Genomic DNA, 19,701 nt, shown 5'->3' on the forward strand with positions numbered 1-19,701 from the left:
GGCAAAGCGATATAAAAACATATACGACACGTTATTTTGTGTTTGATATTTATTTTTGTATCACATATAAAGTTCTCCATGCCCAGGCAATCCTTCACGGCAGGAGACGCACCATGTACGCACAGCTGGTAGAGACCGGAGTCAAAAGCATCAAGCCCCGTTCGGAGATGTCCGAACAGGAACGTGCCTTCCAGGAAAAAATCGATTCGGAAATCAAGATCGAAGCCAAGAACTGGATGCCGGATGCCTATCGGCAAACCCTGATCCGGCAGATTTCCCAGCACGCCCATTCGGAAATCGTCGGCATGCTGCCCGAAGGCAACTGGGTAACCCGCGCCCCGACCCTCAAGCGCAAGCTGCAACTGATGGCCAAGATCCAGGACGAAGCCGGCCACGGCCTGTACCTGTACAGCGCGATGGAAACCCTGGGCGCCGACCGCGACGAGGAAATCGCCAAGCTGCACAGCGGCCGCGCCAAGTATTCGAGCATCTTCAACTACCCGACGCTGAACTGGGCCGACATGGGCGCGGTGGGCTGGCTGGTGGACGGCGCGGCGATCGTCAATCAGGTGGTGCTGCAGCGCACCTCCTACGGCCCCTACTCCCGGGCCATGGTGCGCATCTGCAAGGAAGAAAGCTTCCACCAGCGCCAGGGTTACGAAATCCTCCTGACCCTGATGCGCGAGGGCAACCAGGCGCAGAAGGACATGGTCCAGGACGCCATCAACCGCCTGTGGTGGCCGGCCCTGATGATGTTCGGCCCCAGCGACGAACACTCGCCCAACAGCGCGCAGTCCATGGCCTGGAAGATCAAGCGCCAGAGTAACGACGAACTGCGCCAGCGCTTCATCGACCAGACCATCCCGCAGCTGGAACTGCTCGGCTGCACCTGCCCGGACCCGGACTTGAAGTGGAACGCCGAACGCGGCCACTACGACTTCGGCGAGATCCAGTGGGACGAATTCTACGAAGTGCTCAAGGGCAACGGCCCGTGCAACCAGGAACGCGTCGCCACCCGGCGCAAGGCCATCGAGGATGGCGCCTGGGTCCGCGAAGCCGCGGTCGCCCACGCCCGCAAGAAAGCCAATAAAAACGCCGCGTGAACCCTGGCCGCGGCAACCCGCGGCCAGGGCCACAGCGCTTCAGCCCCTGATGTGGAGTCACCCTTATGTCTGAATGGACCCTCTTCGAAGTCTTCGTGCGCAGCAAGCACGGGCTCAACCACAAGCACGTCGGCAGCGTGCATGCCGCCGACAGCGCCATGGCCATCGAGAACGCCCGCGAGCTCTACACCCGCCGCAGCGAAGGCGTGAGCCTGTGGGTGGTGCCCTCGGCGCTGATCGTCGCCTCGTCCCCGGATGAAAAGGACCCGCTGTTCGACCCGGCGGACGACAAGGTCTATCGCCACGCCAGCTTCTACGAGCTGCCGGCCGAAGTCGGGCACATGTGAGGTCGACCATGAACACGCAAAATGAATTGATCCAATACCTGCTGCGCCTGGGCGACAGCGCCCTGGTCCAGGGCCAGCGCCTGTGCCAGTGGTGCGGCCGCGCGCCGGCCCTGGAAGAAGAACTGGCGCTGATGAACGTCGGCCTCGACCTGGTGGGCCAGGCCCGCAACTGGCTGGACTACGCCGCCGAACTGCTGGACGACGGCCGCGACGCCGACCACCTGGCGTTCCGCCGCGACGAGCGCGCCTATCGCAACCTGCTGCTGGTGGAGCAGCCCAACGGCGATTTCGCCGTGACCCTGCTCAAGCAGTTTCTCTACGACGCCTGGCACCTGGAAGTGCTCAAGGGCCTGGCCCGGTCCAGCGACGAGCGCATCGCCGGGATCGCCGCCAAGGCGGTGAAGGAAGTCACCTATCACCTGCGCCGCTCCAGCGAATGGGTCGAGCGCCTGGGCGACGGCACCGAGCACAGCCACCAGCGCATGCTGGAGGCGATCCCCCTGCTCTGGCGCTTCACCGTCGAACTGATCAGCGGCGACGACAGCGAAAACCACCTGCACGACGCCGGCCTCATCGCCGACCCCGCGCAGGTCGCCAGCGCCTGGCAGGCCACGGTGACGCGGATCTTCGCCAGCGCCACCCTGCCCCTGCCAGCGACCCCCAGCCATTTCTACCTGGACGCCCGCCGCGGCCTGCACAGCGAACACCTGGGCATTCTGCTGGCTGAAATGCAGGCACTGCCACGAGCGTACCCCGATGCAACCTGGTGAGCTGATTTCCAGCGACCGTGGCGCCCGCGCCCTGCAGCCGGGCGACCTGGAGGCGGCCTGGAACATCCTCGGCGCGGTCATGGACCCGGAGGTGCCGGTGGTCAGCGTGGTGGAGCTGGGCATCGTCCGCGACCTCGGCTGGCACGACGGCCACCTGCAGGTGGTGGTCACCCCGACCTATTCCGGCTGCCCGGCCACCGAGGTGATCGAGGGCGATATCCGTGCCGCCCTGGAACTCGCCGGTTTTCCCGCGCCCCGCCTGCAACGCCGACTGACCCCGGCCTGGAGCACCGACTGGATCACCGCCAGCGGCCGCGAACGGCTGCGGGCCTACGGCATCGCCCCGCCTGTGGGCAGTAGCAGCAAGCGCAGCCTGCTGGGCAAAAGCGCTGCCATCTGCTGTCCGCAATGTGGCAGCAGCCACACCGAACAGCTCAGCGAGTTCGGCTCGACCGCCTGCAAGGCGCTGTATCGCTGCCGGGACTGCCTGGAGCCGTTCGACTATTTCAAGTGCATCTGACGCCGTGTCAGTGGGAGAACAACCATGAGCAAATTCCACAGCCTGACCATCAAGGATGTGCGCAGCGAAACCCGCGACGCGGTGTCCATCGCCTTCGAGATTCCGCAGCACCTGCAGGACAGCTTTCATTTCACCCAGGGCCAGCACCTGGTGATGCGCACCCAGCTGGAGGGCGAGGAAGTGCGCCGTTCCTATTCGATCTGCGCCGGGGTCAACGACGGCGAGCTGCGCATTGCCGTGAAGCGCGTGGCCGGCGGGCGTTTTTCGGCATTCGCCAATGACCGGCTCAAGCCCGGGCATTGCCTGGATGTGATGCCGCCGGCCGGGCACTTCCATGTCCAGCTCGATCCCGAGCGCCATGGCCAGTACCTGGCGGTGGCGGCCGGCAGCGGCATCACGCCGATCCTGTCGATCATCAAGAGCACCCTGGAAACCGAGCCCCACAGCCGCGTCACCCTGCTGTACGGCAACCGCGCAAGCTCCGCCGCCCTGTTTCGCGAACAGCTGGAAGACCTGAAGAACCGCTACCTGCAACGCCTGAACCTGATCTTCGTGTTCAGCCGCGAACAGCAGGACATCGACCTCTACAACGGCCGGATCGACGCCGACAAATGTGCCCGGCTGTTTTCCCGCTGGCTCGACGTCAAGGCCCTGGACGCAGCCTTCATCTGCGGCCCGCAGGCGATGACCGAAACCGTGCGCGACAGCCTGAAAGCCCACGGCATGGCCGCCGAGCGCATTCACTTCGAGCTGTTCGCCGCCGCTGGCAGCCCGCACAAGCGCGAGGAGCGCGAGGCGGCCCGGCAGCTCGATGCGGCGGTCAGCCAGATCACCGTGATCAGCGACGGTCGCGCCCAGGCCTTCGACCTGCCGCGCAACAGCCAGAGCATCCTCGATGCCGGCAATGCCCAGGGCGCCGAGCTGCCCTATTCGTGCCGCGCCGGGGTGTGTTCCACCTGCAAGTGCAAGGTGATCGAAGGCGAAGTGGAAATGGACAGCAACCACGCCCTCGAGGACTACGAAGTGGCGGCCGGGTACGTACTGTCGTGCCAGTCGTTCCCGGTCAGCGACAAGGTGGTGCTGGACTTCGACCAGCTCTGACCTGTGGCCGCTGCCGGAGGCTGCGATAAGACCGAAGGCCTTCAGCGATCTTAAGACCGTGCGCCCGCTTCGTCGGAGTGCCGCCCAAGTCGATCGCAGCCTCCGGCAGCGGCTACAGAAGCAAAAGAACCACACCGCGTTTCAACCAAAACAAAAACAACATCAAGAGAGCGCTCCCATGACCCCGCAAGACATCGAACAGATCCGCCAGCACCCCGACTTCGTCCAGCTGGTGCGGCGCAAACAGAACCTCTACTGGTCCCTGACCCTGGCCATGCTGGTGATCTACTACGGCTTCGTGCTGCTGGTGGCGTTTTCCCCCAGCACCCTGGGGCGCTCGCTGAGTGGCGGGGTGACCACGGTGGGCATGCTGGTGGGCGTGGCGATCGTGCTGCTGGCCTTCGCCCTCACCGGCTTTTATGTCTATCGCGCCAATAACGTGATCGACCCGCTGAACGAAAAGCTCAAGCAGGAGTGCGCCCAATGAAGCGCTTATTGGCGTTGTTCGCCCTGCCGTGCGTGTTCGCCACCGACCTGGCGCTGGCCGCCGAAGGCAGCGCCCGCCCCTTGAACTGGAACGCCATCGGCATGTTCCTGGTGTTTGTCCTGTTCACCCTCGGCGTCACCCGCTGGGCCGCCCTGCGCACCCGCTCGGCCAGCGACTTCTATACCGCCGGCGGCGGCATGAGCGGCTTGCAGAACGGCCTGGCGATCGCCGGCGACATGATCTCCGCGGCGTCCTTCCTGGGCATCTCGGCGATGATGTTCCTCAACGGCTACGACGGATTGCTGTACGCCCTGGGCGTGCTCGCCGGCTGGCCGATCATCCTGTTCCTGATCGCCGAACGCCTGCGCAACCTGGGCAAGTACACCTTCGCCGACGTGGTGTCCTACCGCCTGGAGCAGACCCCGGTGCGCCTGACCTCGGCCTTCGGCACCCTGACCGTGGCCTTGATGTACCTGGTGGCGCAGATGGTCGGCGCCGGCAAGCTGATCGAACTGCTGTTCGGCATCAGCTACCTCTACGCGGTGATGCTGGTGGGCGTGCTGATGGTGTTCTACGTGACCTTCGGCGGCATGCTCGCCACCACCTGGGTGCAGATCATCAAGGCGGTGATGCTGCTGTTCGGCACCAGCTTCATGGCGTTCATGGTGCTCAGGCATTTTGGCTTCAGCACCGAGGCGATGTTCGCCGGGGCCAGCGCCGTGCATGCCAAGGGCAGCGCGATCATGGCCCCCGGCGGGCTGCTGTCGAACCCCATCGATGCCATTTCCCTGGGCCTGGGCATGATGTTCGGCACCGCCGGCCTGCCGCATATCCTGATGCGCTTCTTTACCGTCAGCGACGCCAAGGAAGCGCGCAAGAGCGTGTTCTACGCCACCGGCTTCATCGGCTACTTCTACCTGCTGCTGATCGTGGTCGGCTTCGGCGCGATCGTCATGGTCGGCACCGACCCGGCGTTCCGCGACGCCAACGGCGCGATCATCGGCGGCGGCAACATGATCGCCGTGCACCTGGCCCAGGCGGTGGGCGGCAACCTGTTCCTCGGCTTCATCTCGGCGGTGGCCTTCGCCACCATCCTCGCGGTGGTCGCCGGCCTGGCGCTGTCCGGCGCCTCGGCGGTGTCCCACGACCTGTATGCCTGCGTGCTGCGCAAGGGCCAGGCCAGCGAGCAGCAGGAAATGCGCGTGTCGCGCATCGCCACCCTGTGCATCGGCGTGCTGGCGATCGTCCTCGGCCTGCTGTTCGAGTCGCAGAACATCGCCTTCCTGTCCGGGCTGGTGCTGGCCATCGCCGCCTCGGTGAATTTCCCGGTGCTGTTCCTTTCGATGTTCTGGAAAGGCCTGACCACCCGCGGCGCCGTGACCGGCAGCCTGGCCGGGCTGGTGTCGGCGATCGTGCTGCTGGTGCTGAGCCCGGCGGTCTGGGTCAACGTGCTGCATCACGAACGGGCGCTGTTCCCCTACTCCAACCCGGCGCTGTTCTCCATGAGCCTGGCGTTCTTCAGCGCCTGGCTGTTCTCGGTGACCGACACCTCGGCGCGGGCCGAACTGGAGCGTGGCCGCTACCTCGCGCAGTTCATCCGCTCGATGACCGGCATCGGCGCTTCCGGCGCCAGCAAACACTGAACCCGTTCCGATCGATGACAGGGAATAACAACAATGAACCCCGTTTCCATCGCCTCACCGAAACACCTGCTGCCGGCCATGGCCTCGCTGGGCCTGGGCCTGTTCACCTGCAGCGTACAAGCCGACTTCATCAGTGACAGCAAGGCACGGATCGAAATGCGCAACCACTACATCAACCGTGACTTCCGCCAGGCCAACGCCGCGCAGTCCAAGGCCGAGGAATGGGCCCAGGGCTTCACCGCGCGGATCGAGTCCGGCTACACCGAGGGCACCCTGGGTTTCGGCCTGGATGCCCTTGGCGAACTCGGGCTCAAGCTCGACTCCAGCCCGGATCGCCGCGGCACCGGCCTGCTGCCGTTCAGCCCCAACAGCCACGAACCGGCGGACGAGTTCAGCGAACTGGGCCTGACCGGCAAGCTGCGCCTGTCGAAAAGCGTCTTGAAGATCGGCACCCTGCAACCGCTGCTGCCCGTGGCGACGTACAACGACACCCGCCTGCTGGGTTCGACCTTCCAGGGCGGCCTGCTGACCAGCCAGGAAATCAGCGGCCTGACGGTAAATGCCGGGCGCCTGACCGAAGCCAACCTGCGCGATTCCTCGAGCAACGACGACATCGGTTATGGCGCCGCCCGCAGCGATCATTTCGACTTCGCCGGCGCCAGCTACGCCTTCAGCCCGCAACTGAGTCTCAGCTATTACTACGGCAAGCTCGAACAGATCTATCGCCAGCACTACCTCGGCCTGCTGCATACCCAGCCCCTGGGCGGCGGCTTCAGCCTGCGCAGCGACCTGCGCTACTTCGACAGCCGTGGTGACGGCGCCGAGCGTGCCGGGCGGATCGACAACCGCAACTTCAACAGCATGTTCAGCCTGATCAAGGGCCCGCACAAAATCAGCGCCACCTGGCAGCAACTCTCCGGCGACAGCGCCTTCCCGTTCCTCAACGGTGGCGATCCCTACGTGGTCAACCTGGTGACCTACAACACCTACACCCGCGCCGAGGAAGACTCCTGGCAGCTGCGCTACGACTACGACTTCGCGGCCATGGGCCTGCCCGGCCTGACCTTCATGACCCGCTACACCGACGGCCGCCACGTCAAGGCGGGCACTGTCGACAACGGCCGCGAAACCGAGCGCGACACCGACATCACCTACGTGATCCAGAGTGGACCGCTGAAGGACCTGAGCCTCCGCTGGCGCAACGTGACCTTTCGTTCGGGCAACGGCCTGGCCACCGACCTCGACGAGAACCGCCTGATCCTCGGCTACACCCTGGCTCTTTGGTAAACCCCGCCGGCGCGGTCGCTGGCCGCGCCGGCCTCATTCATCATCCGGAGGAATCGTGATGCCTCACGCCCCTACCCTGCAAAGCTTCATCGCCGGCCGCTGGATCGGCCAACACGGCGCCCAGGTGCTGCGCAGCGCCATCGACGGCCACGAACTGGCCCGCACCCACGAGGAGCGCCTGGATTTCGCCGAGGCGCTCGACCATGGCCGGCGCCAGGGCATCGCCTCCCTCATGGCCCTGGACTTCCAGCAGCGCGCCCAGCGGCTCAAGGCGCTGGCGCTGTACCTGAGCGAACGCAAGGAACAGCTGTACGCGATCTCCCACCACAGCGGCGCCACCCGCGCCGACAGCTGGATCGACATCGAGGGCGGCAACAGCACCCTGTTCACCTATGCCAGCCTGGGTTCGCGGGAACTGCCCTCGGGCAATATCGTCCACGAAGGCCCGGCGCTGCAGCTGAGCAAGCTCGGCAGCTTCGCCGGCACCCATATCCTGGTGCCCCGCGGTGGCCTGGCGGTGCATATCAACGCGTTCAACTTCCCGATCTGGGGCATGCTGGAAAAATTCGCCCCGAGCTTCCTCGCCGGCATGCCGTGCATCGTCAAGCCGGCCACCGCCACCAGCTACCTGACCGAAGCCGCGGTACGCCTGATGGATGAATCGGGGCTGTTGCCCGCCGGCAGCCTGCAACTGGTGATCGGCAGTACCGGCGACCTGCTGGACCGCCTGCAGGGCCAGGACGTGCTGACCTTCACCGGCTCGGCCGACACCGCGGCCAAGCTGCGCGCCAACCCGCAGCTGATTCGCAACTCGGTGCCGTTCAATGCCGAAGCCGACTCGCTGAACTGCGCGATCCTCGCCCCGGACGTGAGCCCGGACGACGAAGAGTTCGAGCTGTTCATCAAGGAAGTGGCCCGGGAAATGACCACCAAGGCCGGGCAGAAATGCACCGCCATTCGCCGCGCCATCGTGCCGGCCAGGCACATCGACGCGGTCGCCAGCCGCCTGCGCGACAGGCTGGCCAAGGTGGTGGTCGGCGATCCGGCGGTGGAAGGCGTGCGCATGGGCGCGCTGGCCTCCCACGACCAGCAACGGGACGTGGCCGAACGCCTGGAAAGCCTGCTACAGAGCAGCGACCTGTTGTTCGGCGCCCGCGACGGCTTCGAGCCGCGCGGTACAAACACCAGCCAGGGCGCGTTCTTCGCCCCGACCCTGTTGCAGGCTCGCGACCCGCATGCCGAAGGCGGCGCCCACGATATCGAGGCCTTCGGCCCGGTGAGCACGCTGATGGCCTATGACGACCTCGACGAAGCCCTGGCCCTGGCCGCGCGGGGCAAAGGCAGCCTGGTGGCCAGCCTGGTGACCCGCGACCCACAGATCGCCGCCAAGGCCATCCCGGTGGCCGCGGCCTGGCACGGGCGCTTGCTGGTGCTGGACCGCGAATCCGCCGCCGAATCCACCGGCCATGGCTCGCCGCTGCCGCAACTCAAGCACGGCGGCCCGGGTCGCGCCGGCGGCGGTGAAGAGCTCGGTGGCCTGCGCGCGGTGAAGCACTACCTGCAACGGGCGGCGGTGCAAGGCTCGCCGAGCATGCTGGCGGCGGTCACCGGCGAATACGTGCGGGGCGCCAAGGTCATCGAGACCGAGGTGCATCCGTTCCGCCGGTTCTTCCAGGACCTGCAGATCGGCGAGTCGCTGCTGACCCACAGGCGCACGGTGACCGAGGCCGACCTGGTGAACTTCGGCTGCCTGTCCGGCGACCACTTCTATATGCACTTCGACGAGATCGCGGCCAAGGAGTCGCAGTTCGGCAAGCGCATCGCCCACGGTTATTTCGTGCTGTCGGCGGCAGCCGGGCTGTTCGTGTCCCCGGCGCCGGGCCCGGTGCTGGCCAACTACGGCCTGGATACCCTGCGCTTCATCAACCCGGTGGGCATCGGCGACACCATCCAGGCGCGCCTGACCTGCAAGCGCAAGATCGACCAGGGCAAGAAGAGCCCGCAAGGCATCCCCCAGGGCGTGGTGGCCTGGGACGTGGAGGTCACTAACCAGCTGGGTGAACTGGTGGCCAGCTACGACATCCTGACCCTGGTGGTCAAACGCGAAGACTGACCGACGCGGCCCGCAGGAGCTGGTTTATCGGCTCCTGCACGGGCCTCGGTGGCATTTGTGGCAAAAGATTTCAGAGTTTCTTGATCTTCACCGGTGCTTGCGGCAAGTTGCGCGCTTCGTCAATACAAGGAGCAGCCAATGTCCGGTTCACTGGCCCAGGCTTTCACCCACAACTTTCTCGGCCATTCACCGCGCTGGTACAAAGCCAGCATCCTCGCCTTCCTGCTGCTCAACCCCTTGCTGCTGTTCACGGTCGGCCCGGTGGCGGCCGGCTGGATGCTGGTGGCCGAGTTCATCTTCGCCCTGGCCATGGCCCTCAAGTGCTACCCGCTGATGCCCGGCGGCCTGCTGGTGCTGGAAGCCGTGGCGCTGGGCATGACCACGCCCCAGGCGCTGTACGACGAACTGGTGCACAACTTCCCGGTGATCCTGCTGCTGATGTTCATGGTGGCCGGCATCTATTTCATGAAGGAACTGCTGCTGTTCCTGTTCTCCCGGCTGTTGCTGGGGGTGCGCTCCAAGGCGCTGCTGGGCCTGCTGTTCTGCTTTCTCTCGGCCTTCCTCTCGGCGTTTCTCGACGCGCTGACGGTCACCGCGGTGATCATCAGCGCCGCGGTGGGCTTCTATTCGGTGTATCACCGGGTGGCCTCCGGCAACGACCCGCGCCAGGACAGCGAATTCAACGACGACCAGCACCTGCCTCAGTTGCATCACCAGGATCTGGAACAATTCCGCGCCTTCCTGCGCAGCCTGCTGATGCATGGCGCGGTGGGCACCGCCCTGGGTGGCGTCTGCACCCTGGTGGGCGAGCCGCAGAACCTGCTGATCGGCCATGAAATGGGTTGGCACTTCGCCGACTTCTTCCTCAAGGTCGCCCCGGTATCGCTGCCGGTGTTGGTGGCCGGTCTGGTGACCTGCGTGCTGCTGGAGAAACTGCGCTGGTTCGGCTACGGCACCCTGCTGCCGGACAACGTGCGCGCGGTGCTGGCCAACTACGCCGCCGAAGACAACGCCGAACGCACCGACCGGCAACGCGCGGCGCTGCTGGTACAGGGCGTGGCCGCGCTGATCCTGATTGCCGCGCTGGCCCTGCATATCGCCGAGGTCGGCCTGATCGGCCTGATGGTGATCGTGCTGATTACCGCCTTCACCGGCATCACCGACGAGCATCGCCTGGGCAACGCCTTCAAGGATGCGATGCCGTTCACCGCCCTGCTGGTGGTGTTTTTCGCGGTGGTGGCAGTGATTCACGACCAGCAGCTGTTCACCCCGCTGATCCAGTGGGTGCTGGCGCTGCCGGCGGGCCAGCAGCCGGGCATGCTGTTTATCGCCAACGGGCTGTTGTCGGCCATCAGCGATAACGTGTTCGTCGCCACCATCTACATCACCGAAGTGAAGCAGGCCTTCGTTTCCGGGCAGATGAGCCGCGAACACTTCGAGACCCTGGCGGTGGCGATCAACACCGGCACCAACCTGCCCAGCGTGGCCACGCCCAACGGCCAGGCGGCGTTCCTGTTCCTGCTGACCTCGGCGATCGCGCCGCTGGTGCGCCTGTCGTATGGACGCATGGTGTGGATGGCGTTGCCTTACACCCTGGTGATGGGTGTGCTGGGCTGGTATGCGGTGAGTTACTGGCTGTAAAGGACTGTAGCCGCTGCCGAGCCCGCGAGGCTGCGATCGGCAACGCAGTTGCCGCAAAACCTGCCTCCGCGATCTGCATGAATGAAGGCATTCGCCGGGTTGCGACGGCTACGCCGCCGATCGCAGCCTGCGGCAGCGGCTACAGGGATCGCGGTGTCGGGGTAGCCGCTGCCGAGCCCGCGAGGCTGCGATCGGCAACGCAGTTGCCGCAAAACCTGCCTCCGTGATCTGCCTGGATAAAGGCGTTCGCCGGGTTGCGACGGCTGCGCCGCCGATCGCAGCCTACGGCAGCGGCTACAGGTTTTGCATTAGCGCGGCAGGATAAATCGTTCGATCGCTTCGGCGGCGCCATCGGCGACATTGCTGCCCGTCACCAGGTCGGCCTGGCGTTGTACCGCCGCTTCGGCCTGGCCCATGGCAATCGACAACCCGGCCTGCTGGAACATCGCCGGGTCGTTGCCACCATCGCCCAGCGCCGCGGTGCGCTCCAGCGGCACCCCGAGAAACTCCGCCAGGGTGATCAGCGCCTGCCCCTTGTTGGCCTGCAACGCCGTCACATCCAGGTACACCGGCTGCGAACGGGAGATTTGCGCCTGCCCGCCGACCTGCGCCAGCAAACGCGCCTCCAGCTCCACCAACAGCTCGGTGTCGGCACTGGCGGCGACTATCTTGTCGATGCGCGGCAGATAGTCATCGAAACACTCCACCACCACGGGCGGATACCCCAGGCCATGCTGCTCGCGCGGCACCATCGGCCCGTGGGGATTGCGCAGCAGCCATTCACCGTCGGCAAACACCCAGACCTCCACTTCCGGCTGCGGCGACAGCAGCGCCAGGACCGTGTTGGCGACCGCTACCGGCACAGGGTGGCGCACCAGGAAACTGCCATCGGGATTGACGATGGTGCCGCCATTGAACGCTGCGGTCGGCAGGTCGACGCCCAAGGCTTCGATCTGCTGCAACATGGCCCGCGGCGGCCGCCCGGTGGCCAGGCTGAAGTACACCCCGGCTTCGCGCAGCGCGCGTACCGCGGCGATGGTGCGCTGGCTCAGGCTGTGATCGGGCAGCAGCAAGGTGCCGTCCATATCACTGAGCAGGAACTGGATGGGATGCTGCCCCTCGCCCCTCATCCGAGGCTGTGCCATTCGCGGCCGTCGCGGGTCAGCAACTCGTCGCCGGCCGCCGGTCCGTCTTCGCCGGCCCGGTAGATATGGACCTTGGCCTTTTCCTTCCAGGCATCGAGGAACGGCTGCACCGCACGCCAGCCGTTCTCGATGTTGTCGGCGCGCTGGAACAGGGTCTGGTCGCCGGTCAGGCAATCGTAGATCAGCGTCTCGTAGCCGGTGGAAGGCTGCATCTCGAAGAAGTTCTTGTAGGCGAAACCCAGCTCGATATTGGCCATGTCCAGGGTCGGCCCGGGCTTTTTCGCCAGCAGGTCGAACCACATGCCCTCATTGGGCTGGATCTGGATGCGCAGGTAGGTCGGCTGCAAGTGGTCGACCTCGGTATCGCGGAACTGCGCGTACGGCGCAGGCTTGAAGCAGATGGCGATCTCGGTGTCGCGCACGCTCATGCGCTTGCCGGTGCGCAGGTAGAACGGCACGCCGACCCAGCGCCAGTTGTCGATCATCACCTTGAGGGCGACGTAGGTTTCGGTGTTGCTGTCCGCGGCCACGTTGGCCTCTTCGCGGTAGCCGGCCACCGGCTTGTCGCCCGCCTTGCCCGCCACGTACTGGCCACGCACCGAGTTGGCCAGGGCCTCTTCGGTGCTCCAGGGACGAATCGCCCCCACCACCTTGGCCTTTTCGCCGCGCACCGCATCGGCGCCAAAGGCGGCCGGCGGTTCCATGGCGACCATCGCCAGCAGCTGGAACAGGTGGTTGGGCACCATGTCGCGCAGGGCACCGGTGTTTTCATAAAAGCTGCCACGGGTTTCCACCCCGACGGTTTCCGCCGCGGTGATCTGCACATGGTCGATGTAATGGTTGTTCCAGAAAGCCTCGAACAGGCTGTTGGAGAAACGGCTGACCAGAATGTTCTGCACCGTCTCCTTGCCCAGGTAATGGTCGATCCGATAGATCTGCTTCTCGCTCATCACCTTGAGCAGGCATTCGTTGAGCGCTTGCGCCGTTTGCAGGTCGGAGCCGAACGGCTTTTCGACCACCACCCGGCGAAACGCATTGTCGCCTTCGACCAGCAACCCCGACGCGCCCAGGCGCTGCACCACTTCACTGAAGAAGCGCGGTGCGGTGGCCAGGTAGAACACCGCATTGCCGGTGCCGCTGGCGGCGATTTTCGCCGCCAGCGCGTCGTAGGTGCTGTCGTCCAGGAAGTCGCCCTGGACATAGCTGATGCCATTGGCCAGCTTGGCCCAGAGCGCCGGGTCCAGCGCTTGCGCGCCGTTGCCGACCTTGCCGGCGGCCTCGGTGCGAATGAAGTCCTCGAGCTTCTTGGCGAAGTCCACATCGCTGATCGCGTTGTGATCGACGCCGACAATCTTCAACCCCTCATCCAGCAAGCCGTCACGGTTGAGGTTGTACAGCGCCGGCATCAGCAGGCGCTTGACCAGGTCGCCATGGGCGCCGAACAGAAACAGTGTGGTGGGTGGAGCGGGTTGAGCCTTGGACTTCTTTCGCGAGGAGGTCATTTTTTCGGAGTCTCCACGTGGCCGCCGAAGCCGAAGCGCATGGCCGACAGCATCTTGTCGCCATAGGTGCTCTGCTGGCGGGAACGGAAACGCGCGAACAGCGAGCTCGACAGCACAGGAACCGGCACTGCCTGCTCGATGGCGGCTTCGATGGTCCAGCGACCTTCACCGCTGTCGGCCACTTCGCCGGAGAAACCGTCGAGTTGCGGATCACTGGCCAGGGCGTCGGCGGTCAGGTCCAGCAACCAGGACGAGACCACGCTGCCGCGGCGCCAGACTTCGGCGATATCGGCGACGTTGAGGTCGAAGCGCTGGTCTTCCGGCAGGCTTGGCGAGGCTTTGGTCTTGAGGATGTCGAAGCCCTCGGCGAAGGCCTGCATCATGCCGTACTCGATGCCGTTGTGGATCATCTTGACGAAATGCCCGGCACCGGCGGGGCCGGCGTGGATGTAACCGCGCTCGGCGCGATCGTCTTCAGCCACCCGGTCCTTGGTCCGCGGGATGTCGCCCATGCCCGGTGCCAGCGCATCGAACAGCGGGTCCAGGCGGCGCACCACCTCGGCGTCGCCGCCGATCATCATGCAGTAGCCGCGCTCCAGGCCCCAGACGCCGCCGGAGGTGCCGACGTCGATGTAGTTCAGGCCCTTTTCCGCCAGCGCCTGGGCGCGACGAATGTCGTCCTTATAGTAGGTGTTGCCGCCATCGATGATCACGTCGCCCGGTTCGAGCAACTGGCTGAGGGTTTCGATGGTGTCTTCGGTGGGCGCGCCAGCCGGCAGCATGACCCAGACCGCGCGTGGCTTTTCCAGGCCGGCGACCAGGGCCGGCAGTTCGGAGACGCCCTTGGCGCCTTCGCCACTCAGGGTGCTGACAAAAGCGCTGTTGCGGTCATAGACCACGGTTTCATGCCCATTGAGCATCAGGCGCCGCGCAATGTTCCCGCCCATGCGGCCCAGTCCGATAATCCCCAGTTGCATGTGCTGATGCTCCTTACTACTAAATTGTGTCAAAAGGTTATAGCCCAACGAGGCCAGTGAGGGTTAGTCCAGAGCGGCTGGACTAAGTTTCCTAAAGCAGTGTTTTCCAAGCAGTGAGTGGATAACGACGCGAATCGCCGCGAAGGCACAACGACCGCTGAAAATAAAAAAGTTCCCTTTGCCGGCAAAAGAAATCAAAATTGCCGCCGATAGTGTTTCAGGCCCCGGAATTCGAGCGGCCGGACCACAGTTGATGCACGCCATTTGCGAGGTGAGCAATGGGCACAGTACTACCGGCACGACCTGCACAAACCCTCTACGTCACTATCCGTCGTGACGAGTTGCGCGAACTGAAGAACGAGCGCGACCAGTTGAAGCAAGAGCTGGCGCAACTGCGCCTGGCATTGCAGAACCAGGGTCAGGTGGCTGCCGTCACCCAGCTCCACGCCTGAGGATCCGAGGAACCCGCCCGCCGTGGCCGGTCCTTGCAACAGGTTGTTAATGAAGCCGGCTGAGTCCTCGATGGATCGCCGGCTTCTTTTTGCCCGTCGCCTTTTACCCTACCCGCCTCCTGGCGACGGCATTATCTGACACGCAGGTACCAACTCACAAAGTTTTCACACCTTCTTATGGATACTCCGGCGCAATATTGCCGCCCCCACGGGCGCGGCGCGCGTTCGCCGAGGTAGTCGAAGCTTTCCGGCGAATGTCCTGTTCAATGAAGCTGGAGCGCTCGATGGCTGTGTTTAAACGCGACAAGACGTCCGCGAAAGGGTTTGACTGGGCGGGCCTGGGCTGGCTCTTCCTGTTCTTCTGGTACTTCTCCGGCATCACCCAGTTACTGATCCAGTTGACCGACACTTCCGGCTTCGCCGGTTTCCGCCAGGCGTTCATCATGAGCGCGATCTGGCTGGCGCCGATGCTGCTGTTCCCGGCCCGCACCCGCGCGATGGCCGCCGTCATAGGCGTGGTGCTCTGGGCCTGTTCCATGGCCAGCCTGGGTTACTTCTTCATTTATCAGCAGGAGTTCTCCCAGAGCGTCATCTTCATCATGTTCGAGTCGAACCCCTCCGAAGCCGGCGAGTACCTGACCCAGTACTTCGCCTGGTGGATGGTGCTGGCGTTCCTCGCCCATACCGCTTTCGCCATCTTCCTCTGGACCCGCCTGCGCCCGGTCTACCTGCCGCGCGGCCGCGCGCTGGTGGCGGCCATGGCAATCCTGATCGCCGTCATCGGCTACCCGCTGATCAAGCAGACCGCACGCACCGGCAGCTTCGCCGGCGGCCTGGAGAAATTCGAGACGCGCATCGAGCCCGCGGTGCCATGGCAGATGGTGGTGGCCTACCGGCGCTACCGCGAGCAGTTGGAAAACATGCAGGGCATGCTCGACAACGTGAGCAAGATCCCGCCGCTGCACAACCTCAAGGACAGCATGGCCAACCAGCCGTCGACCCTGGTCCTGGTGATCGGTGAGTCGACCAACCGCCAGCGCATGAGCCTCTACGGCTACCCGCGCCAGACCACGCCGGAGCTGGACAAGCTCAAGGACCAGCTGGCGATCTTCGACAACGTCATCACCCCGCGCCCCTACACCATCGAAGCCTTGCAGCAGGTGCTGACCTTCGCCGACGAAGAAAACCCCGACCTGTACCTCAAGACCCCGTCCCTGGTCAGCGTGATGAAGCAGGCCGGCTACAAGACCTACTGGATCACCAACCAGCAGACCATGACCAAGCGCAACACCATGCTCACCACCTTCTCCGAGCAGGCGGACGAGCAGGTGTACCTGAACAACAACCGCAACCAGAACGCCCGCCAGTACGACGGCGACGTGCTGGAGCCGTTCTCCAAGGCGCTGGCCGACGGCGCGCCGCGCAAGTTCATCGTGGTCCACCTGCTGGGCACCCACATGAGCTACCAGTACCGCTACCCGCCGAGCTACGACAAGTTCACCGACCGCAACGGCGTGCCGGCCGGCGTGCGTGACGACCAGGTACCGACCTACAACAGCTACGACAACGCGGTGCTGTACAACGACTTCGTGGTCTCGAGCCTGATCAAGGACTACGCCAAGACCGACCCCAATGGCTTCCTGCTGTACCTGTCGGACCATGGCGAAGACGTGTTCGACTCCGCCGGCCACAACACCCTGGGCCGCAACGAAGGCAAGCCGACCGCGCCGATGTACACCATTCCCTTCATCGCCTGGGCCTCGCCGAAGTGGAAGCAGGACCACGACTGGAACTTCGCCGGCGACCTCGGCCGCCCTTACAGCAGTTCGCACCTGATCCATACCTGGGCCGACATGGCCGGCCTGAGCTCCGACGAGCTGGACCGCAGCAAGAGCCTGGTCAGCGACAGCTTCAAGCCGCGCCCGCTGCTGATCGGCAATCCTTATGAGCGCAACGAGAAAGCCCTGATCGACTTCAGCCTGATGAAGCCCAAGGCGCCGCCACCCACCGCGGTGGTACAAAAATAAATCTCACAGAAATAAGCGATGCCAGAATAAGCCTTTTCCTACGGGGCTCACGCAGCCCCGTACTACCGGCCTTCAATGCCCCTTCATGGGGCATTGTTGTATCTGAAAGATAATAATTATTCTCGTTTAGCCTAAATACCCTTCCTCCTTTTCGTCTCAGTGCAAACGGATTTTTTCCCTCGACGACAAGGAGACGGCAGCGATGTTCGCGCCATTCACCCGTTCCATGACTTTGACATTCGGCCTGTGCGGCGCGGTTCTGAGCCCCGGGCTGCTGGCTGAAAACGAACCCGCGCAGAGTGCCGAGCCTGGAACCCAGGCCCTGGAGCTCGATGCCACCAGCGTCACCGCCCAGGGCCTGGGCGCGACCACAGAGAACACCGGTTCCTACACCACCGGCAGCATGAGCACCGCCACGCGCCTGAACCTGTCGATCAAGGAAACCCCGCAATCGGTATCGGTGGTGACCCGCCAGCAGATGGACGATTTCAAACTCGATACCTTGTCCGAGGTGCTGGGGCAAACCACCGGGGTGGTGGTCCAGCACCTGGACTCCGACCGGGTGATCTATTCCTCCCGCGGCTACTCCATCAACAACTTCCAGATCGATGGCATGCTCAACACCTTCAACCGCATGAAGTCCGATTCGGACACCATCATCTACGACCGCATCGAGGTGGTCCGCGGCGCCACCGGCCTGACCACCGGCGCCGGCGACCCTTCGGCCACGGTCAACATGGTGCGCAAGCGGCCGACCCACGAATGGGCAGCCAAGGCCGGCGTCAGTGGCGGCAGCTACGACAACTACTACAGCTACGTCGATGTCGGCGGCCCCCTGGGGTTCGACGGTCGCCTGCGCGGGCGCACGGTGCTGGCCTATCGTGACAGCCAGTCGTTTCGCGACCACTACCAGCTGCAGCGGGAAGTCGGCTACGGCATTCTCGAGGCCGACCTGACCGACAGCACCACCCTGGCCGTGGGCTACGACTACCAGGACAAGCAGGTCCAGGGCACCTCCTGGGGCACCGTGCCCTACTGGAACGCCTCGGGCGGCAAGGCCAACCTGCCGCGCGCCACCAACATGGCGGCGCACTGGAGTTCCTGGCCGCTCAAGGACAAGACCGCCTTCGCCACCCTCGACCAGCGCCTGGGCCACGACTGGCACCTGAAAGCCGCCTACACCCACCGCGACAGCGACAGCGACGGCAAGGTCTATTACGGCGGCGCCGGTTTCCCGGAAGCCGACCGCTCGGGCATGACCGCCTGGGCCAGCCATATGATCGGCACGCAGAAAATGCGCGTGTACGACTTCAACCTGGCCGGCCCCTACAGCCTGCTGGGCCGCGAGCATGAGTTGATGCTGGGCTACGGCGAGGCCGAGCGCCGCGAGTCGTCGCCTTACACCGTCGACGGCCCGACACCGCCGGGCTACGCCAGCATCACCGACTGGAAATACATGGGCGGCATCGCCAAGTTTCCCGACACCGTGACCAACCTGCCCGGCTCCGGCGACAGCACCCGGCAAAAGGCCGGCTACCTGGCCACCCGCCTGAGCCTGAGCGACGACCTGCATGCGGTGCTCGGCAGCCGTTACGGCAGCTGGAGCGCCCACAGCCGCTCTCGCAGCTACGACGCCAACAACCAGCTGACCCGCCTCGAGGACACCCGCCAGCAGCACAACGACATGTGGACGCCCTACGCCGGCCTGCTGTACGACCTCACCCCCGAATACACGGTGTATGTCAGCTACACCGACATCTTCAAGCCCCAGACCGAGCGCGACGCCAGCCGCAAATACCTCGAGCCGATAGTCGGCAGCAACTACGAGCTGGGACTCAAGGGCAGCCTGCTGGAGGAACGCCTGAACCTGGCCACCGCGGTGTTCTGGAGCAAGCAGGACAACGTCGCCGAACTGGACAGCTCGGTGCCGCCGGACCCGGTCACCGGCGAGGAGTTCTACAAGTCGGGCGGCAAAGGCGGCAAGGTCCAGGGGTTCGAGGCCGAGGTCTCGGGGGAAATCCTCCCGGGCTGGAACCTCGCCGCCGGCTACACCTACACCCACGCCCTGGACGGCGAAAAGCAGCGCGCCAACGGCGGCGAGCCGATGAACATGCTGCGCCTGTCCACGGCCTATCGCCTGCCGGGCCAGTGGCGGGCGCTGACCGTCGGCGGCAGCCTGAACTGGCAAAGCGAAATCTACGGCAGCAGCCGGCGGCCGGTGGGGCGCGACGGCGACGGGCGTATCGTCACCGAAAACACCCGCATCCATCAGCAGGCCTACAGCGTGGCCGGGCTAATGTCGCGCTACGAGTTCGACCCGCACCTGTCGGCCTCGCTCAACGTCACCAACCTGTTCGACAAGAAGTACTACGAACGGGTCGGCTTCTATAACGGCGTCTACTGGGGCGAACCGCGCACCATGACCCTGAGCCTGGACTGGAAGCTGTAACCCGCCCTTCTTCCTACACGGCCCATATCAGTGGGCCGTCAGTGCCTCTCATCCGGGATGACAGAATTGTCATCCCGCCTTCAGCGCCCTGTTAACCCCGCGTTAATAAGATCGCGCCATACTTCTATGACGGCTTC

General features: G+C 64.7%; 16 protein-coding genes. 13 read left to right on the plus strand and 3 right to left on the minus strand.

All coding sequences use genetic code 11. The annotated features are described in order from the left end of the window. Positions 1-113 precede the first annotated feature (113 nt). The 10 genes from paaA to nhaB all read left to right on the plus strand — a co-directional run bounded on the left by paaA (position 114) and on the right by nhaB (position 11,012). Positions 114-1,103: a 1,2-phenylacetyl-CoA epoxidase subunit PaaA gene (paaA, locus tag PVZ78_RS22245; protein ID WP_016704782.1), complete on the plus strand. Its 990-nt coding sequence runs from the start codon at positions 114-116 to the stop codon at positions 1,101-1,103. Positions 1,104-1,168: 65 nt separating this feature from the next. Further along, positions 1,169-1,450, plus strand: a complete 282-nt coding sequence (gene paaB, locus PVZ78_RS22250) for a 1,2-phenylacetyl-CoA epoxidase subunit PaaB (RefSeq protein ID WP_007926505.1) — start codon at positions 1,169-1,171, stop codon at positions 1,448-1,450. Between the two features lie 8 nt (positions 1,451-1,458). After that, positions 1,459-2,220, plus strand: coding sequence for a 1,2-phenylacetyl-CoA epoxidase subunit PaaC (gene paaC / locus PVZ78_RS22255; RefSeq protein WP_198918827.1), 762 nt, complete (start codon positions 1,459-1,461; stop codon positions 2,218-2,220). Next, positions 2,207-2,740, plus strand: a complete 534-nt coding sequence (gene paaD / locus PVZ78_RS22260; protein ID WP_273829274.1) for a 1,2-phenylacetyl-CoA epoxidase subunit PaaD — start codon at positions 2,207-2,209, stop codon at positions 2,738-2,740. Before paaC ends, paaD begins: the two co-directional genes overlap by 14 nt. Positions 2,741-2,764: 24 nt before the next feature. Next, positions 2,765-3,841 carry a 1,2-phenylacetyl-CoA epoxidase subunit PaaE gene (gene paaE / locus PVZ78_RS22265; protein WP_273829275.1) on the plus strand — a complete coding sequence of 359 codons (1,077 nt, stop codon included), beginning with the start codon at positions 2,765-2,767 and terminating at the stop codon, positions 3,839-3,841. A 178-nt stretch (positions 3,842-4,019) separates the two neighbouring features. Beyond that, complete coding sequence (locus tag PVZ78_RS22270; protein ID WP_009048869.1) at positions 4,020-4,328, plus strand: DUF485 domain-containing protein; 309 nt, start codon at positions 4,020-4,022, stop codon at positions 4,326-4,328. Beyond that, positions 4,325-5,971: a cation acetate symporter gene (locus tag PVZ78_RS22275; protein ID WP_009048868.1), complete on the plus strand. Its 1,647-nt coding sequence runs from the start codon at positions 4,325-4,327 to the stop codon at positions 5,969-5,971. Before PVZ78_RS22270 ends, PVZ78_RS22275 begins: the two co-directional genes overlap by 4 nt. A 33-nt stretch (positions 5,972-6,004) precedes the next feature. Then, positions 6,005-7,258, plus strand: a complete 1,254-nt coding sequence (locus tag PVZ78_RS22280) for an OprD family porin (RefSeq protein ID WP_273829276.1) — start codon at positions 6,005-6,007, stop codon at positions 7,256-7,258. Between the two features lie 58 nt (positions 7,259-7,316). Beyond that, positions 7,317-9,371, plus strand: coding sequence for a phenylacetic acid degradation bifunctional protein PaaZ (paaZ, locus tag PVZ78_RS22285; protein WP_273829277.1), 2,055 nt, complete (start codon positions 7,317-7,319; stop codon positions 9,369-9,371). Between the two features lie 138 nt (positions 9,372-9,509). Continuing rightward, positions 9,510-11,012 carry a sodium/proton antiporter NhaB gene (gene nhaB, locus PVZ78_RS22290; RefSeq protein ID WP_038632226.1) on the plus strand — a complete coding sequence of 501 codons (1,503 nt, stop codon included), beginning with the start codon at positions 9,510-9,512 and terminating at the stop codon, positions 11,010-11,012. 308 nt (positions 11,013-11,320) lie between these two features. Here the strand turns inward: nhaB and PVZ78_RS22295 are convergent, their stop codons facing one another. Genes PVZ78_RS22295 through gnd form a run of 3 tightly spaced genes read right to left on the minus strand, consistent with a single transcriptional unit; the run spans position 11,321 to position 14,669 of the window. Next, entirely contained in the window at positions 11,321-12,142 is an 822-nt protein-coding gene (locus PVZ78_RS22295) for an HAD family hydrolase (RefSeq protein WP_016704774.1), read from the minus strand. After that, positions 12,139-13,659 (minus strand): glucose-6-phosphate dehydrogenase, encoded by a 1,521-nt coding sequence (gene zwf, locus PVZ78_RS22300; RefSeq protein ID WP_009048863.1) that lies wholly within the window; start codon positions 13,657-13,659, stop codon positions 12,139-12,141. The genes PVZ78_RS22295 and zwf overlap by 4 nt, the downstream gene beginning before the upstream one ends. Continuing rightward, positions 13,656-14,669 carry a phosphogluconate dehydrogenase (NAD(+)-dependent, decarboxylating) gene (gene gnd, locus PVZ78_RS22305; protein WP_273829278.1) on the minus strand — a complete coding sequence of 338 codons (1,014 nt, stop codon included), beginning with the start codon at positions 14,667-14,669 and terminating at the stop codon, positions 13,656-13,658. The genes zwf and gnd overlap by 4 nt, the downstream gene beginning before the upstream one ends. 245 nt (positions 14,670-14,914) lie before the next feature. Here gnd and PVZ78_RS22310 point away from each other — a divergent pair, with 245 nt between their 5' ends. The 3 genes from PVZ78_RS22310 to PVZ78_RS22320 all read left to right on the plus strand — a co-directional run bounded on the left by PVZ78_RS22310 (position 14,915) and on the right by PVZ78_RS22320 (position 19,564). Further along, positions 14,915-15,088: a DUF6026 family protein gene (locus tag PVZ78_RS22310; RefSeq protein WP_007922719.1), complete on the plus strand. Its 174-nt coding sequence runs from the start codon at positions 14,915-14,917 to the stop codon at positions 15,086-15,088. Positions 15,089-15,372: 284 nt separating this feature from the next. Continuing rightward, on the plus strand, positions 15,373-17,115 hold the full coding sequence (locus tag PVZ78_RS22315; RefSeq protein ID WP_009048861.1) for a phosphoethanolamine transferase CptA: 1,743 nt from the start codon (positions 15,373-15,375) through the stop codon (positions 17,113-17,115). Between the two features lie 202 nt (positions 17,116-17,317). Continuing rightward, the gene (locus PVZ78_RS22320) at positions 17,318-19,564 is read left to right on the plus strand and encodes a TonB-dependent siderophore receptor (RefSeq protein WP_124354990.1); all 2,247 of its coding nucleotides are present in this window, start codon (positions 17,318-17,320) and stop codon (positions 19,562-19,564) included. The last annotated feature ends 137 nt before the right edge of the window (positions 19,565-19,701 follow it).

This window comes from Pseudomonas sp. SBT1-2, from assembly GCF_028640875.1.
In the GTDB taxonomy this organism is placed as follows: Bacteria; Pseudomonadota; Gammaproteobacteria; order Pseudomonadales; family Pseudomonadaceae; genus Aquipseudomonas; species Aquipseudomonas chlororaphis_I.

Coding starts and splice junctions, on each gene's coding strand:
- PVZ78_RS22275 (WP_009048868.1), top strand. CDS start 4,325: ATGAAGCGCTTATTGGCGTTGTTCGCCCTGCCGTGCGTGTTCGCCACC.
- zwf (WP_009048863.1), bottom strand. CDS start 13,659: ATGACCTCCTCGCGAAAGAAGTCCAAGGCTCAACCCGCTCCACCCACC.
- PVZ78_RS22320 (WP_124354990.1), top strand. CDS start 17,318: ATGTTCGCGCCATTCACCCGTTCCATGACTTTGACATTCGGCCTGTGC.
- PVZ78_RS22295 (WP_016704774.1), bottom strand. CDS start 12,142: ATGAGGGGCGAGGGGCAGCATCCCATCCAGTTCCTGCTCAGTGATATG.
- PVZ78_RS22310 (WP_007922719.1), top strand. CDS start 14,915: ATGGGCACAGTACTACCGGCACGACCTGCACAAACCCTCTACGTCACT.
- paaZ (WP_273829277.1), top strand. CDS start 7,317: ATGCCTCACGCCCCTACCCTGCAAAGCTTCATCGCCGGCCGCTGGATC.
- paaE (WP_273829275.1), top strand. CDS start 2,765: ATGAGCAAATTCCACAGCCTGACCATCAAGGATGTGCGCAGCGAAACC.
- paaB (WP_007926505.1), top strand. CDS start 1,169: ATGTCTGAATGGACCCTCTTCGAAGTCTTCGTGCGCAGCAAGCACGGG.
- paaC (WP_198918827.1), top strand. CDS start 1,459: ATGAACACGCAAAATGAATTGATCCAATACCTGCTGCGCCTGGGCGAC.
- PVZ78_RS22280 (WP_273829276.1), top strand. CDS start 6,005: ATGAACCCCGTTTCCATCGCCTCACCGAAACACCTGCTGCCGGCCATG.
- PVZ78_RS22315 (WP_009048861.1), top strand. CDS start 15,373: ATGGCTGTGTTTAAACGCGACAAGACGTCCGCGAAAGGGTTTGACTGG.
- paaD (WP_273829274.1), top strand. CDS start 2,207: ATGCAACCTGGTGAGCTGATTTCCAGCGACCGTGGCGCCCGCGCCCTG.
- paaA (WP_016704782.1), top strand. CDS start 114: ATGTACGCACAGCTGGTAGAGACCGGAGTCAAAAGCATCAAGCCCCGT.
- nhaB (WP_038632226.1), top strand. CDS start 9,510: ATGTCCGGTTCACTGGCCCAGGCTTTCACCCACAACTTTCTCGGCCAT.
- PVZ78_RS22270 (WP_009048869.1), top strand. CDS start 4,020: ATGACCCCGCAAGACATCGAACAGATCCGCCAGCACCCCGACTTCGTC.